A 15,928-nucleotide genomic window follows, 5' to 3' on the forward strand; every position below is an offset into this window, starting at 1 on the left:
ATGGCTGAAATTATATCTTTTTTTAACTGTAGTTTCATGTTCTTATTTAATCAACCAATCTTATTTAGATTTTTTCTTCTGTTTAAAAATCGAGTAATCTATCGTTAATTCCTACAGGGAAACTTCCCGTCTCACAAACCAGAATAAAACGGGACGGACTAACCATCAGTTGTCCTTCATGTCTTCTTCAAAAAAATCATCATCCGGGTCCGCGATATCATCAACCAGATTAGAGATATAATACTGTAAATTGTCCCCTATTCCGTAAGGGCTGTCTTCAGAGTCCCGGTATATTTTATGAAGTCTCTCTCTGAAGTATGGGTAAAAATTTTGCCCTTCTTCATTCCTGGCCAGCTCACAAAACTTTTCCATCATGTCAGATCCACCAACGTAAGATGCTTCGTCAATGCCTGAAAATTCATGAATATACTTCATAACGTTTTCCACAAGAGTAAGAGCCAGATCCATTGTCCCTTTTATGTTTCCGGAAGCCTTAGAATAGTCGTTGATAGCTTTTTTTGCTACCGAATAATGGGGCCTACTGGCTGCTCTTCGTGGAGTATAATATGCATTTACAACCTTTTTCCGGTAGGCCTCAAGAATTTTGCTCTCGTCTTCCGTTTTTGCATACCTGGCAGTGATGTACCTGCGGTTGTCTGCGGATTTTTTGTACAAATCGTGCAGCAGGTTGATAAGTTCTTTCTGGTCTGCTTCCTGCAACGATTTCTTCAAGTCAGATCATTTTAAAGTTGGTTCTTCTGCCATGAAAACTCACCTGAGTTTTTTGTTTTAGGAATCAATCTGCTCTTCCTCAAAGAAATCTTCAATATCTGATATGAGATCATAAATTGCCTCCTCAAAACCCCATCCGACATTTTCCAGTCCCACATCGACCTTAAGCAGTCTTTCCCTGAAAAGATGATAGTATTTCTGTCCTTCCTCAGTTTTTAATTGTTCACAAAACCTCTCCAGCATCCCTTCAATGTTGTCATAGAACTCATCATCTATTGTTCCAAAAATACGAGCAAATTGAACCCCTTCTTTCAACATATGTAAGCATCAGGTCCAGAGTCCCCAAAAAGTCTCCTGAAGCATTTGAATAATCATTGATAGCTCTTTCTGCTACAGAGTAATGGATTTTTCCCAGTCCCTCTTTTGGGGAGAACTCCTCTTTAATTATTTTCCGGTACTGATCCAGCATCTTATTCATTTTCGTCTTTACGCTCTCTCCAAGGTATCTGGAATTTATGAGCATGCGGTCTCCAACCGAATGTCCATAAAGTTCACAAATAAGATCGACAAGTTCCGTTTTTTCAGCTTTCTGCAGGATTTTCTTCGCCTGTGTCCATTTTACAGAATCTGTTTTTTCCATGAACCCCCCACCTCCGTTTTTTGTGTTATGAATCACTCTGCGCGTCTTCAAAAAAATCTTCAGCATCTTGAAAAAAATCTTCAATTTCTTTCACACGCAGTTTTATTCCGTCTCCAAATCCCCATGCCATTCCTTTTGTTTTCCTGCTGATTAAAAAGCCTTTCTCTGAAAACGGCATAAAGGGTTTTACCTTCAGGTGTTTCTAACTTGGTGCAGAACTCGTCAAAGGCACTGTATATTTCTTGATAAAACTCCTCCGTCTATATCTCCATATTCGTTGGTAAAATCCACCCCATTTTCTACGTAAAAAAGCATCAACTACATTTTCCCTGCAAAATCCCCGGAAGCCTTCGAATAGTCGCTAATTGCTTTTTTTGCAACCGAGTACCTGAGCGTCCCGTGCCCCTTTTTGGGAAAACTCATTTTTTATTACTTCCCTGTAAGCTTCCAGAATCCCGGGCTCAGCATTTGTATCTATGGATCTGGCAAGCAGGTACCTTCTATTTTCCTCAGAATACCTGTAAAGATCCTGAATAATATTAATAAGTTCTTTCCGGTCTACATTTTGTAGGGTCTTTTTTAAGTCAAGCCACCTTAAGTCCGGAGTATTTCTCATTTTACAGCTCCATAAGGCAAAAGTTACGTTTTCTGAACCTCATTAAAAAAATTAATCCGAGTAAGGACACAGAATATTTCGAGATTTTCAAGCTAGAATTAGCCCGAAGTTCATCCTCTATATCTCATAACCTATACTCATTTTCGTTATTATTGCCTGTCATTTTCACATTTTCTTTTGAACTTGTTTTTACTTCACATCACAGAATTAACATATATAGGTTGCTAAAAAGTAGAAAAGTTTGATGTTAATCAACTTGAACCATGAGGCTTTTTAACTTATAAGGTCTAACTAATTGTCATAATTTGTTTTTACGTTTTAACGGTTTGTTTTTATGTTTTAATGAAAAATTTTTCATCAATATTACTGGACACCCTGAAAAAATAAAAAAGTCTCGTTAATTATTGCCACATAAAGTGAGCTAACGGTCTCGCCGAATGTTTGAGTATTCCCAGAAATAAACTCTTCTAATTGGGGTAGTAAATCAGTAATATACACCTTTAAAACTCAACCGTTTTACAGAAGGTAAAAAATATTTCAAGCGCATACGACAATCGAAGAGGCTCAGTAATATTTGAAACCGATGAAGGAATCCTGCTGGTGAGCAGTTCAGGCTCTTACTACAGGCTTCCCGGAGGAAGACCCAAGAAGGGGGAAGCTAGCATCGAAGCCGCAATCCGGGAACTTCGGGAAGAAACAGGGCTTCGGGCATACGATGTAAGATACCTTTTCAAGTTTCATGCGTCCAAGGTTTTCAAGATTAAGGCTAAAGGAGTGCCAGAACCAAGAAGTGAGATCCACCATTTTGCTTTTTTCAGGCCGGACAAGGAAATGAAGGTGCAGGTCTCTGAAAACACCCTCAAATTACTGGATATTTATTATGGGTTGAAAGAAAAGGAGAGTAAATAAGAATAAATAAGGTATCTTCTTCACATTTGAGTGGAAACTTCAATGATAGAAAATAAAATATGAAAAGCTTTGGCATACATTTCATTTTTAATTTCCATTTTTAATTTCATCTGGATTGATGTCCAGCGAAGCCAGAGATTGTTTTAAAGCTTCAAGTTCTATTTTTACTCAAAGTTTACTCCATGATATGATAAAGGAAAATGGAATAACTGATAAAGGAAGATGGAATAACTATTACATTTTGTCTGTGGTTAGAAATCCATTACTGCTTTTACCCATACAAGTTGAAGAGGATACAAGAGATATCATATTTGGGAGTTGTAATCTTAGCAGTAATAATGAAATTACAGGAAGTTTTGGGATAGAATCTTTAAAAATTCTCCGATTCATAAGAAATTTCCACGACCATTATCACTATTTTTTTGGAAAAATGAAAAAGATTGCTAATTATTATGGTTTTCAATAATTAACACCTGCACTTTAAGATAAATCTCTTAATTTGTCAAAATAAAAATAACAAATGCGCATAAAAATTTATATATTTTTTCAATTTTAAAATGTTAGAAAGATTGATATATCTGAATAATTGTTAATAAAATGATTATTTGTATTAAATATTAGATATAATTTGAAAAATCTTATGAGAAAGAACCCAAAAGATAACTGTCTAAAGGAGTCCCTCAGAAACGGGAATTAATTTGAGATATCTAGTTCGAATACACATTTGGTCACATTTTCTAAAACAGAATAATAATTATTTGAATTTACTTTTATTGGCAACACTCAGGTTCCTGTTAATTATTTGATAAGAACTGCTTATGCACAGATCTCTGGAAATTCTTTCTCTAATTGAAGTACGGGAGAAAGGTCAATGAATAGAAAACTAATTTTGATATTGTTAACTCTTATTCTGAGTAGTGGAGTCTGCCTGGCTGACAATTACGTCGGCGGGATCCCTCTGGCTTCGGTTCACAGCGGAACAGTAAGTGGTGGTGTTTATTGTGACAGCTACTACGGAACAGCAAGTCAGCCAATACACGACGCTAAAACTATAGACAAGACCTTTACATTGCCGTCTAACGCCAAGGTCGAATGGGCAATGTTGCTCACAACCGTATACTGCGGACACATGCAAAATAATTACCAGGGGCTTGCAAAGGTGAGTTTTAACGGGAAAGCCTCGGAACAGAATCTCTTAAAGTTCCTTTTGTATTCCTTACCAATGGAGGCAATAATGGAAAGGGATACGTCAAGGTAAACGACCATGTTGACAGGGTGACCAGTGACTATATGATGTATTATGATGTCACGAGTCTTGTAAAGTCCGGGGCAAACAAAGCTACCGTACACACGGAGCCCAGTGATAGTAAATTTGATGGTCGAATAAAACTGATAACTCTCATTGTAGCTTACAATGACGGCAGCGGAAAAAAGATATGGTATCAGGTGAACCGCGGGCACGATGCGGATACTTATTATAGTGATGATAACCTGGGTGAAAACTACATTGGAAGCACAGCTTTTAAGGCAGCTTTACCAGCGGGTTCTACACTAACATCTGCAAAACTTACGGATATACACATGGCAAGTACAGACGGATCATACACTTTCAACGGAAAAACACTCACTTCAGGTACACCTCAGGGTACTTATTGTGGATCCGATTCATGGAGTGTTAAAGACAACTTTAAATCTACCGGCACAAACACCCTGACCTATGACAGGAGTGCTCCATTCTATAAGAATTCACTCGCCATAATAACAGCAGAATACAAGACCTCAAGTAACAAACCTGTTGCTGCGTTTTCTGCATCTCCAACCTCCGGAAAAGTACCATTAAAAGTTACCTTTACTGACAAAAGTACAGGAACGCCAACGAAATGGAAATGGAATTTTGGAGATGGAAAAACTTCAGTCAAACAGAATCCAGTCCATAAGTATTACAAAGCAGGAAAATATACAGTGACACTTACAGTTTCCAATGCAGCAGGTATTAATAAAGTAACGAAATCAAAGTATATCACAGTGACAGCAAAACCTGTTGCTGCTTTCTCTGCATCTTCAACCTCCGGAAAAGCACCATTAAAAGTTACCTTTACTGACAAAAGTACAGGAACGCCAACGAAATGGAAATGGAATTTTGGAGATGGAAAAACTTCAGCCAAACAGAATCCAGTCCATAAGTATTACAAAGCAGGAAAATATACAGTGACACTTACAGTTTCCAATGCAGCAGGTATTAATAAAGTAACGAAATCAAAGTATATAACAGTTAAAAATAAATAATTAAATAAATCTCCATAAAATGTAAAATGGCAAGGTTTTATGTAGTGGGGGGAGCTATTTACTATATCTAAAAAATACATAATAATTTTTCACTTTTTGCTCCCGCAATTTTTCCGAGAATTCTACGTTTATTTTCCTGAGAATTCTACGTTTATTTTCCTGAGAATTCTACGTTTTTGAGACTATTTATTTAACTATTTTCATATTTAAAGTTTGTGACTCCAAGATAGTTATTTAATATCGCTTAAATCATTATTTAACAGGAATGTAAATCTTGTAATGTATAAATGAGCTTCACGTTTTTGCTTAGTTCAAATTGTTTGGATTTCTACCTTATGTTCTTTAATTTTCTCCATTCTATGAGGCGCACTGTAGTCAACTTATAAAAACTTCCAAATCAGGATTATAAAGCAATGTTTCCAATATTTGCACATGTTTTTAGCAATTATTCATAAAAACTATTAAATAAAGATTACTATTTAATAATAATTATAAATTTTAGGATAAATAATCGTTTATTGAACTATAAATAGATACTCAGTAATTAATTAGCTGGGACAAATCAAAAACATTAAACACCATTATAAAAATTGATAGGCAAACCTATGAAATCAAAATTTTTTAATTGCTGGTTTAGACATTTTATTTTGAATTTTTAATTAGTAACAATTATAATCTGTCAAGTAAAAAATCAACATCAATCAAATAATTTTTAGGAAATTTATAATTACAATTCACATAATATCTTATATATTTCTGCACATATAAAACATTTGGAAAGATTAATATATCTGAATAGTTATTAAGAAAATGATTATTTATCTTAAAAAGTAATCAAAATTAACAATTGGAAAATTGTTGGGAGAAAGAATCCTGAAGATAACTGTCTAAAGGAGTCACTCAGAACTGAAATTAATATGATCCATTCAGTCTGACAAAAGCATTTGATACTTTCCTTAAAACCCAATGAAAACGACTTGGCTCTGCTTTTACAGGTAATAGTCTAGATTCCTGTTATTTTTTTGAAAAGAGCTTCTTATTCACAGATCTCTAGAATTCTTTCTCTAATTGATGTACAGGAGGAAGGTTAACGAATAGAAAACTAATTTTGATATTGTTAACTCTGATGCTGAGTAGTGGAGTCTGCCTGGCTGACAATTACGTCGGCGGGGTCCCTCTGGCTTCTGTCCACAGCGGAACAGTAAGTGGAGGTGTCTATTGTGACAGCTACTACGGAACAGCAGATCAGCCAATACACGACGCTAAAACTATAGACAAGACCTTTACATTGCCGTCTAACGCCAAGGTCGAATGGGCAATGTTGCTCACAACTGTATACTGTGGACACATGCAAAATAATTATCAAGGAACAGCAACAGTAAGCTTTAACGATAAAACTCTAGGAACAGAATCCCTCAATGTTCCTTATACATACATTACTAATGGAGGTAATAACGGAAAAGCATATGTCCAGGTAAACGACCACGTTAACAGGGTAACCAGTGACTACATGATGTATTATGATGTCACAAGTCTTGTAAAGTCCGGGGCAAACAAGGCTACCGTACATACCGAACCTAGTGACAATAAATTTGATGGCAGAATAAAACTGATAACCCTCATTGTAGCTTACGACGATGGTAGTGGAAAAAAGATCTGGTATCAGGTAAACCGTGGACATGATCCGGATACTTATTATGTTGATGACAATGGCGAAACTTACGTTGGGAGTACGTCTTTCCAGGCAGCTTTGCCATCTGATGCGTCCTTGACAGATGCAACGCTTACAGATGTACACATGGCAAGTACAGACGGGTCATACACTTTCAACGGAAATGCACTCACTTCAGGTACACCTCAGGGAACTTACTGTGGATCTGATTCCTGGGATGTTACGGACGATTTTAAATCGACAGGTGCAAATACCCTGACATATGATCGGACTGACGCATTCTATAAAAATGCACTTGCTATAATGACAGCTGAATACACTACTTCATCCTCAGACAACGGCAGTGGAAACAACTCCTCAGACAATGGTAGTGATAACTCCTCAGACAACAGTGGTGGAAACAACTCCTCAGACAATGGTAGTGATAACTCCTCAGACAATGGTAGTGATAACTCCTCAGACAACAGTAGTGGAAATAACTCCTCAGACAATGGTAGTGATAACTCCTCAGACAACAGTAGTGGAAATAACTCCTCTGATACCTCTAACGGATATACTGGAGACAAGCCTCTTGAAACTTATGCCCATGACACTGTTAAAGGCGACATAATTTATGAGTACGGAGACAGCAAGTACAGCGGCAAGGTATTTTCTGACGGCACATATACAGTACACCACAACCTGAAGCTTCCTGCAGATGCAACTGTAAAGCTTGCAAGACTCTATAATTACTGGACATGGAGTGCTACACGCACTACCGGAGTCTATCCTTCCATGAACCTGCAGTTCCAGGGGACTTCTCTGACTCCGGATGCCGAATACAGTGACCAGAAGGGATGGGGTTCTGTATATGACTACCCAAGTGGTACTTGGGCTTATGATGTAACGGATCTTATAAAAGGAAGTGGAAATTATACCACAGTAGTTACAAATGCCAATAGTGATACCGGAAACTTTGTCTGCTTTGACGGAATTGGTTTACTTGTGGTGTATGAAGATGCCACAGGAAACGAAACCGAATACTGGATAAATGAAGGCTGTGACATGGTGAGTACGATGAGTACTTCAGGTGGTCTGACTCCTGAAGAGGCTACCGTAAAAATCCCATTCAACGGCTCTATAAATCTCAGCAATGTAGACAGTGCCAAGCTCTTGACTGTAGTCCAGTCTGGAGGACATGATGGCATTAGATTGAAATTTAATAAAATGAACATATCCGGTGTTTATGACTCGACTCCATATTCGGATCTGGATATCGATGAAGCTAGACCTGTCGGAAATTATCTCCTGGCCAATAATAACATGGCTCAGATAATTCCTCCATCTATTACAGATAATAGTGGGGACTACCTTGCTCCCTCGAGTGCAATCCTTTCTGTCAGTTATAAAGGCGGAACCAGTGACAACGGAACCAGTGACAACGGAACTAGTGACAACGGAACCAGTGACAACGGAACCAGTGACAACGGAACCAGTGACAACGGAACCAGCGACAACGGAACCAGTGACAACGGAACCAGTGACAACGGAACCAGCGACAACGGAACCAGTGACAACGGAACCAGTGACAACGGAACCAGTGACAACGGAACCAGTGATAACGGAACATGTGATAATGGAACCAGTGATAACGGAACATGTGATAATGGAACCAGTTCATCTGGATCTGATTCAGCTACGGTATCACTTACTGTGAACATCACACCTGCTATTTGCTTGCAGGTCACACCGAACTCAGTCAATTTCGGAACAGTAAAACCGGGAGCGTCGAGCGAGTCCGTACCTTTGACCCTTAAAAACAATGGACACGGTAGTATAAAAGTAACGGCTGAAGTGGAAGACCAGGATGACGGCCCATTTAATACAGGGCTTATGCTTGACCAGAACAAATGTTCTGATTACAGTAAGACAATAGCTTCAAACGCGTCCGAAACCTCGGAAGCCCAGCTTGACCTACCAGGAAATTATTCCTCTACAGGACAGTTTAATGGAAGCCTTATATTTTGGGCAGAAGCGGCCTAATAAGGCTGCTTTTTCATTTTTATATTTAGTAAATAATTAAGTTGTGCTTAGTGGCTGGCTGATATTTTATCTTTGTGTTTTTTTGAGTTTTTCTGTTTTCTAAGCTTACCTGTATACAAAAAGTTAGTGTACATAAGCAGGTATGAGATCGGAGTACAAATGTGAATATTCTGGAAAAATATCAACTGATTATTGACGGAACAATAATAAAATTGATATATCCTGAAATTTCTTTCGTCCTCTAAAAGCCCAAACCAATATGATTAAGGTAGAATATAAATTGGGCAATTTGGATATAAGTCCTAAAAAGTAGCCTGATAGGGTATATCTAATCAATTCTGAAAAACCTTTTCCCTTCTTAGAGCGTGTCTTAATATTAGATTGATTCTGTAATAGTGATAGTAATTACTCATTTGTACTGAAAAATGGTGGCATCAAAATTTTAAATAGTTAAAGTATAAATTTTAACTATAATGTCTGATGTATTTGATTTCATACATAGAGTGAGTAAGCCTAATCTAATAAATTTACAATCTGAATTAAAAATCAACAACAATCACTATCCAAATGTAGAAATAGTTTGAATTTTAAGACAGCCTCTTAGATTTCTCAATTCTGGACATATTCAAGCATATTGGTACCTGGATTTAGTCCACGTGTATGAAACCAGGATTTTGTGCAGGCTTGTCTCCACTGATAAAGATTCCCATATGAATCATATTTGTTTTTTTATCAGCTGTAGGAGATTCATAACTGAAAGTATGCCAACGTTCTATGAACTCATCATGTGGAATATACCCTCTGTTGCCAAGTATCCATGGGTCTTCAAAGTACACATTTTTGCTGTCTATGCCTATGACTACCATGTAGTGACTGCTCGCATTCATTTCCCAAGTTTGATTCTCATCCTTCCAGGCCTGAAGTCTAACTATTACTGGAATGCCCTTATTAATGGAGTCTCTTAAATTGTCCAGTGTCAGGTTCTCCCTAATCTCAGCTCTAAACCCCATTTTTTCTGCCCCTTCTACTATGCCGCTGGGGGTGGTGCCCTTGCGTTCAGTCTCTCCAAGAGTAGTATTGACGAGCTCAATAAACTGGCCTTCTCCCATATCTTTACCGCCCCAGTAGCTTACTACAGCCTGAAAGCATGAAGCCCCACACGAGTAGTTGGTGGATTGGCGCACATCAGGCACCTGTAACAACATAGTTGTGTTATTCTCAGGAACTACACTTTTAACTTTGATCTCACTGGCGCCTGCAGGCATTCCTATAGCTGTTAATATTACCAAACCAGCAACGCTTAGAAGAAATGCTGCTTTTCTTATCTTCAAACTCTTATTATCTATTTTCATAGACGTATCCTCACAAAATTCAAATTCGGAGAAGAGACCAAGTTTTTGCTAAAGAGTATAGATCAGGCCTCTTCAATTAAAGAGTCGTAGCTAAATAGCTTGAGCGACGATTTGTGTTTTGAATCAAAGTTACGCTGGGCACCCAGCTGCAAGCAACGGTTTATTCGACTGAAATGAAACTGTTTTATTAGTGTTTGAGTACAGTGTAAAAATTGGTTTAAGTTATTTCTTGACATACATTTAATATCAGATAAATTATATTCTGTTTAATATTTATTTATTTATTTATTTATTTATTTATTTATTTATTTAAATACAATACTAAATATTATAATTATATTTATGAGAAACAAGATTTAGAAACAAAGTAGCTGATTAGATGCACAAGATAATAAAAATCTCTAAAACCTTTCAAAGAAATAAACATCTTATCCTTTTTATCTTGGGTTAAAACAATAGTTAATTTTTTAAATAGTTGATTTTTTAGTTTGTTTTGAGAGATTTTTAATTGCATAAATCAAACTTACCCTAACAACTAGTATAAAGGGCAGACTCTAAGAGACTGTCTTAAAATTCAAATCATTTATACAATTAGATAAAAATCATTTATACAATTAGATAAAAATCATTTATACAATTAGATAATATGCAACGTTCCATTTAAATTCATATTACGCACTCGATGTATAAAATCAAGCACAATAAAAGTCATGGTTTAAACTTTCGTTTTGGATATTAACAGTTTAACACTCCGTTTATCAATTTAAATGCATAAGTCCTATCTCAATTATAGAACCAGATTTAATTTTAAGACATGCTCTTAGAGGATTCTGCTTCAGATAACTCTTCATTTTTGGCGTTTATTCTATCCTGGATACTCATTTTATTCCCTGAACATTCATACTTGGTCCAATATAATTAGTTGCAGTTACCTGAGTTTAAAACCTGAATACAGGAAACAAATATAAGCCAGCTTGCTAAATAATATATTAGAGAGCTTATGAAAATTATAGAGTGCAACACCATTGATATTGCTCCTACGATCTCGAGATTACTGAAAATCCCTATGGTTCCGCCAACTGGCAGGTCAATTCCGGAAGTAGAGAGCTACGCAAAGGAAAGAAGCTGCAAAAGAGCAGTAATCATTGTGGTTGACAGTCTGGGGTATTCTCTTTATAACTATTTTTCTCCGATAATGAAGAACTTGAACAAAATCGCCGAAAAAGGGCTCCTCTTCAGGTGTAAATCCCCGGCAACAATAACCTCCCCTGCGATTGCATCAATCTTTACAGGATATCTACCAGAAGAACATAATATCTACTCGACCGCAGACATTTATACTGAAAGGACAAAAGACTCGGAAAACCCAAAATTGAAAAGCATTATGGAATGGGCTTGTAGGGCAGGCATGAAAGCGTCAGCAGTCATAGAGACCGAAGGTGCGGAAAGTTTCAGGGGAAGGATAAAGGACTTTTATGGAGTTCCGAATTCCGAGGATATCCTGGATTATGACCTTCAGATAACAAACTATGCGCTACATGCCCTTAAAGAAAAGCCCGATATACTGGCGGTTCACCTCAGAACCCTTGACCGTTTTTCTCACAGGGCAGAAAGCTGGGAAGAACTGAAAAAGGCTGCAAAGGCTGTGGATAAAAACCTGGGCGAGATTTTCAGAAATGCGGAAAAAGGAACGATTTTCTTTATCTGCGGGGACCATGCAATTCACGGAGCAAAAAAGTGGTTAAAAGATGTGGAAGGAGAATATATCAAAAACCACAGGCAAAACTTTGTGGCTCTTATCGTAGCCTGTAATCAGGAAGAATAAGCCTTTTCGACCTCCCCTGTAAAGTTTAACCTGTAAAGTTTAGCATATCAGAACTTTTGCTCGACTTTAAGAACCTTAGTGAAACACCGGATCGTCCGACTGGTGTTCTTATGCAGGATTCCTATACCTCCTGCTTCTTCCCATTCGCGGATATTCTCAGAGTTGTCATCAATAAGAACTCTTGCAAACCCTGATTGTAAGGCTTTTTCCGGGCGGTAACAGAGAATTGCAGCCTCTGCATAAGAGGGCCCGAGTTCCTTCCTGATCCATTTGATTTTTCCTTCTCTAGCATTGATTAAGGCTTTTTTTCTCTCAGGTCCGGGAAGCGCAGAAAGGATTGTCGGACAAAGTCCCGAGCTTCTAAGGAAACCATGCAATTCCTGCCCACCGGGCATCCAGGACATCTCGGACCAGAACTCGATTCCTGCAGATGTAATCTTTTTCCAGAAGAGCTCTCTGTCGGTACTGTACCAGAACATCATATTGCCCTCGATCTTCTCACAGGCTGCGGTGAAATCCGTAAGGACTCCGTCCATATCAAGGAAGAGTTTTATTCCTTCCAAAGGCCCGAAAGAAAAAGAGTTATCAGACGAATAGTTTGATTGAAATTCCAGAAAGCTTTCCAAATTTTTCTGGATATAATTGTGCTGATTGAGAGAAACAGACATAATAAACTTCCCTTAATTGCTCTGCAGCGAGTGACTTCCCATTAATCATTAAGACACCATAATTAAAAAAAGCACTCATCATAAAAAAATTTAACTAGTATCAAAACTTTAGATGAAAATAATCAGAGTAAAAAATTAAACGGAGAGTATGAAATGAAAAACAATAGAAGTAGAGGCAAAAATGAGAAAAAATAAGGATGAAATTTCATTAAAGGAAACAATAACCCTAAACATTTAGTTTGAGCATAAGTTAACAACCAAAAAATGGAATTAAGAATCATATTATTATCAACTTCACTTTCGACAGATGTTTTCAAAAAAATAACATTTTTCATGTTATCGTTTTTGGAAAATTATTCGAAAATTTGCAATTGTTACCTCAACCGAAGCCTCAAGATATCAATACTGAAAATTTTCAATAAAGGAAAAAGGTCGAAAACTGCAGGATATTTCAAAAACACATGTTTGAGAAAACAGGTCCGTCTTCAGAAAAAACAATGGCAGAAACAATTATATAAATTGATATAACATGCTGCGGAAAGTGGGCTGCATAATCTACTAAACTCGGAAAAACAGAGAAGTTTGCCTGACAAGAGCCTGACTCGGTTGAAGAACCTGGTAGGCTCATATGTCAACTATGGCGAAATTAACCCTAAATCTAGTGTTCTCTATTTCTTAAAAACAAATTTAGTTCTGCAAACCGTTGAAATTTTCAATACCATTGAAAAATCTCATGACTTGAGATCTGTCCATCAGGGGTGTCATAACGTACTGGCTTTTCAAATTCATAGGCAGTACTCAAGTTCCTGCCTTTTTTGAAAAAACTCTACAGGTTGGGCTAAATAATTCTGGACTTATATATAAATATCCAATTAGAATGCTAGATTTAGTTTTCTCTTCAAATACTAAGGGAATTTCTGGCATTTGTGGAGGTACAAAAAATGGCAACCAAAGAGGAACTTATTCAGGATCTTTCTGATGCAGTTATCTCCTGTAAAAAAGATGCAGTGCTCGCAGCTGTTAATAAAGCAAAAGAAGTTATGGAACCAGCTGAGATCATTGACAAAGGTCTTTCTGCAGGCATGAACCAGGTAGGAATTCTTTTTGAGAGAGGGAAACTTTTCCTGCCCCATGTAATGATGGCTGCTGATGCAATGACAGCAGGGGTTAAAGTGCTTGAAGCTGAGCTCCCTGCAGGAACAGAGAGTAAGAAACTAGGGATTATCGTAAACGGTACGGTCGAAGGCGACGTTCATGATATAGGTAAGTCCATAGTATCCACAATGCTCCAGTCTTCTGGTTTTGAAGTATATGATATTGGCAGGGATGTTCCGGTCAGGAACTTCATCGAAAAGGCAAAGGAAGTCGATGCCAATATGGTTGGAATTTCCGCCCTTATGACCACAACCCTTCAGGGGCAGAGGGATGTAATTGAGCTCCTCAAGGAAGAAGGGCTAAGGGACAAAGTAAAAGTCATGGTAGGCGGAGCCCCTGCGACCCAGTCTTGGGCTGACAAAATCGGTGCCGATTGCTATGCTGAAAACGCAAGCGAAGCTGTCGCAAAAGCAAAGGAAATGCTACTCTGAACCCCAATTATCAATATAATTTGTCAATAAAATTTGTGGTCTAAACTAAGTTGATCTTATGGAGGATAAAAATGGCAACCGAATACGCTTTGCGTATGGGAGACGGTAAACGTGTCTACCTTACCAAAGAAAAAATAATGGCGGAGATTGAGGCCGGAACTGCAAATGCTGCCGACCTTGGCGAGATCCCTACCTTGAGCGCCAATGAAATGGACAAGCTTGCAGAGATCCTCATGATGCCCGGCAAGACTGTTAGTGTCGAACAGGGTATGGAAATTCCTGTGACACACGACATCGGTACCATCAGGCTTGACGGTGACCAGGGCAACAGCGGTGTTGGTATTCCTTCCAGCCGTTTAGTTGGCTGCATGACGCACGAGCGTGCTTTTGGTGCTGACACAATGGAACTCGGGCACATTGATTACAGCTTCAAGCCTGTCAAACCTGTTGTATCAAACGAGTGCCAGGCAATGGAAGTCTGCCAGCAGAACATGGTTATTCCGTTGTTTTACGGCGCAATGCCAAACATGGGATTGTATTATACTCCTGATGGACCTTTCGAGAACCCTGGCGACCTCATGAAGGCTTTCAAGATTCAGGAAGCCTGGGAATCAATGGAACATGCTGCAGAACACCTGACAAGAGACACTGTCTGGGTTATGCAGAAGCTCTTTGCCTCCGGTGCCGATGGGGTCAACTTCGACACAACCGGTGCAGCAGGCGACGGTGACATGTATGGTACACTCCATGCGATTGAAGCCCTCAGAAAAGAGTTCCCTGATATGTACATTGAAGCAGGTATGGCTGGGGAGTGTGTCCTTGGTATGCACGGAAACCTTCAGTATGACGGCGTTACCCTTGCCGGATTATGGCCTCATCAGCAGGCCCCGCTTGTTGCAAAAGCCGGAGCAAATGTATTTGGACCAGTATGCAACACCAATACCAGTAAGACCTCAGCCTGGAACCTTGCTCGTGCAGTTACTTTCATCAAGGCTGCCGTAGGAGCTTCTCCAATCCCCTGTCATGTAAATATGGGTATGGGAGTTGGCGGAATTCCCATGCTCGAAACACCTCCAATTGATGCGGTTACCAGAGCAAGCAAGGCAATGGTCGAAATCGCAGGCGTCGACGGCATATAGATCGGAGTCGGCGACCCAATGGGTATGCCGATTTCCCACATAATGGCTTCAGGTATGACTGGTATGAGAGCTGCAGGAGACCTTGTTGCAAGAATGGAGTTCTCAAAGAATATGCGCATAGGTGAGGCAAAAGAGTACGTTGCAAAGAAACTCGGGGTCGACAAGATGGACCTTGTAGACGAGCACGTTATGCGCGAACTGCGTGAAGAACTTGATATTGGTATTATAACGTCAGTACCAGGCGCTGCAAAGGGTATTGCTGCAAAGATGAACATTGAAAAGTTGCTCGGTATTAAGATTAATTCCTGCAATCTCTTCAGAAAGCAGATAGCGTAAAGAAAAGCTCCAGAATAACTAAGAAGATACGAAAAAGCGGATATAGATCTCCTGTAGATCTTTCTCAGAATATTTCTTGATAATGTTTCTAGGCGATGTTTCTGGAAGATATCTCTTGGAGATATTTCTGGAAAATAGTTCTGGA

General features: G+C 38.5%; 14 protein-coding genes and 1 pseudogene. 8 read left to right on the forward strand and 7 right to left on the reverse strand.

The window, feature by feature from the left end; all coding sequences use genetic code 11:
- Positions 1-165 precede the first annotated feature (165 nt).
- The 5 genes from MSBRM_RS05065 to MSBRM_RS18735 form a co-directional block, all read right to left on the reverse strand.
- On the reverse strand, positions 166-720 hold the full coding sequence (locus tag MSBRM_RS05065; RefSeq protein ID WP_048154892.1) for a hypothetical protein: 555 nt from the start codon (positions 718-720) through the stop codon (positions 166-168).
- Positions 721-789: 69 nt separating this feature from the next.
- Positions 790-975: a hypothetical protein gene (locus MSBRM_RS18725; protein ID WP_141706348.1), complete on the reverse strand. Its 186-nt coding sequence runs from the start codon at positions 973-975 to the stop codon at positions 790-792.
- A 25-nt stretch (positions 976-1,000) separates the two neighbouring features.
- On the reverse strand, positions 1,001-1,372 hold the full coding sequence (locus tag MSBRM_RS18730) for a hypothetical protein (RefSeq protein ID WP_054864901.1): 372 nt from the start codon (positions 1,370-1,372) through the stop codon (positions 1,001-1,003).
- 25 nt (positions 1,373-1,397) lie between these two features.
- Entirely contained in the window at positions 1,398-1,550 is a 153-nt protein-coding gene (locus MSBRM_RS20065; RefSeq protein WP_155400456.1) for a hypothetical protein, read from the reverse strand.
- Positions 1,551-1,733: 183 nt separating this feature from the next.
- The gene (locus MSBRM_RS18735; RefSeq protein ID WP_052712708.1) at positions 1,734-1,988 is read right to left on the reverse strand and encodes a hypothetical protein; all 255 of its coding nucleotides are present in this window, start codon (positions 1,986-1,988) and stop codon (positions 1,734-1,736) included.
- 600 nt (positions 1,989-2,588) lie between these two features.
- On the opposite strand from MSBRM_RS18735, the gene MSBRM_RS05080 reads away from it, so the two are divergent.
- The 5 genes from MSBRM_RS05080 (at position 2,589) to MSBRM_RS05100 (ending at position 8,877) form a co-directional block, all read left to right on the forward strand.
- Positions 2,589-2,897: an NUDIX domain-containing protein gene (locus tag MSBRM_RS05080; RefSeq protein ID WP_052712709.1), complete on the forward strand. Its 309-nt coding sequence runs from the start codon at positions 2,589-2,591 to the stop codon at positions 2,895-2,897.
- Between the two features lie 118 nt (positions 2,898-3,015).
- On the forward strand, positions 3,016-3,363 hold the full coding sequence (locus MSBRM_RS05085; RefSeq protein WP_048154898.1) for a hypothetical protein: 348 nt from the start codon (positions 3,016-3,018) through the stop codon (positions 3,361-3,363).
- A gap of 405 nt (positions 3,364-3,768) precedes the next feature.
- Positions 3,769-4,155, forward strand: coding sequence for a DUF3344 domain-containing protein (locus MSBRM_RS21640; RefSeq protein ID WP_048154901.1), 387 nt, complete (start codon positions 3,769-3,771; stop codon positions 4,153-4,155).
- 17 nt (positions 4,156-4,172) lie between these two features.
- On the forward strand, positions 4,173-5,183 hold the full coding sequence (locus MSBRM_RS21645; RefSeq protein WP_268989047.1) for a PKD domain-containing protein: 1,011 nt from the start codon (positions 4,173-4,175) through the stop codon (positions 5,181-5,183).
- Between the two features lie 1,126 nt (positions 5,184-6,309).
- Positions 6,310-8,877: a DUF3344 domain-containing protein gene (locus MSBRM_RS05100; RefSeq protein WP_230669057.1), complete on the forward strand. Its 2,568-nt coding sequence runs from the start codon at positions 6,310-6,312 to the stop codon at positions 8,875-8,877.
- Between the two features lie 647 nt (positions 8,878-9,524).
- Here MSBRM_RS05100 and MSBRM_RS05105 read toward each other — a convergent pair.
- Complete coding sequence (locus MSBRM_RS05105) at positions 9,525-10,229, reverse strand: C39 family peptidase (protein WP_048154912.1); 705 nt, start codon at positions 10,227-10,229, stop codon at positions 9,525-9,527.
- 1,000 nt (positions 10,230-11,229) lie between these two features.
- Here MSBRM_RS05105 and MSBRM_RS05110 point away from each other — a divergent pair.
- Positions 11,230-12,054 carry an alkaline phosphatase family protein gene (locus MSBRM_RS05110; RefSeq protein WP_048154915.1) on the forward strand — a complete coding sequence of 275 codons (825 nt, stop codon included), beginning with the start codon at positions 11,230-11,232 and terminating at the stop codon, positions 12,052-12,054.
- A gap of 47 nt (positions 12,055-12,101) precedes the next feature.
- On the opposite strand, the gene MSBRM_RS05115 is transcribed toward MSBRM_RS05110, so the two are convergent.
- Positions 12,102-12,617 (reverse strand): hypothetical protein, encoded by a 516-nt coding sequence (locus tag MSBRM_RS05115; RefSeq protein WP_230669059.1) that lies wholly within the window; start codon positions 12,615-12,617, stop codon positions 12,102-12,104.
- A gap of 1,046 nt (positions 12,618-13,663) precedes the next feature.
- Here MSBRM_RS05115 and mtbC point away from each other — a divergent pair.
- Both mtbC and mtbB read left to right on the forward strand, forming a co-directional pair.
- On the forward strand, positions 13,664-14,308 hold the full coding sequence (gene mtbC, locus MSBRM_RS05120) for a dimethylamine corrinoid protein MtbC (protein WP_048154921.1): 645 nt from the start codon (positions 13,664-13,666) through the stop codon (positions 14,306-14,308).
- A gap of 71 nt (positions 14,309-14,379) precedes the next feature.
- A pseudogene (gene mtbB, locus MSBRM_RS05125) lies at positions 14,380-15,783 on the forward strand ([dimethylamine--corrinoid protein] Co-methyltransferase).
- Positions 15,784-15,928: the final 145 nt, after the last annotated feature.

Origin of the sequence: Methanosarcina barkeri MS (assembly GCF_000970025.1) — an archaeon.
Classification (GTDB): Archaea; Halobacteriota; Methanosarcinia; order Methanosarcinales; family Methanosarcinaceae; genus Methanosarcina; species Methanosarcina barkeri.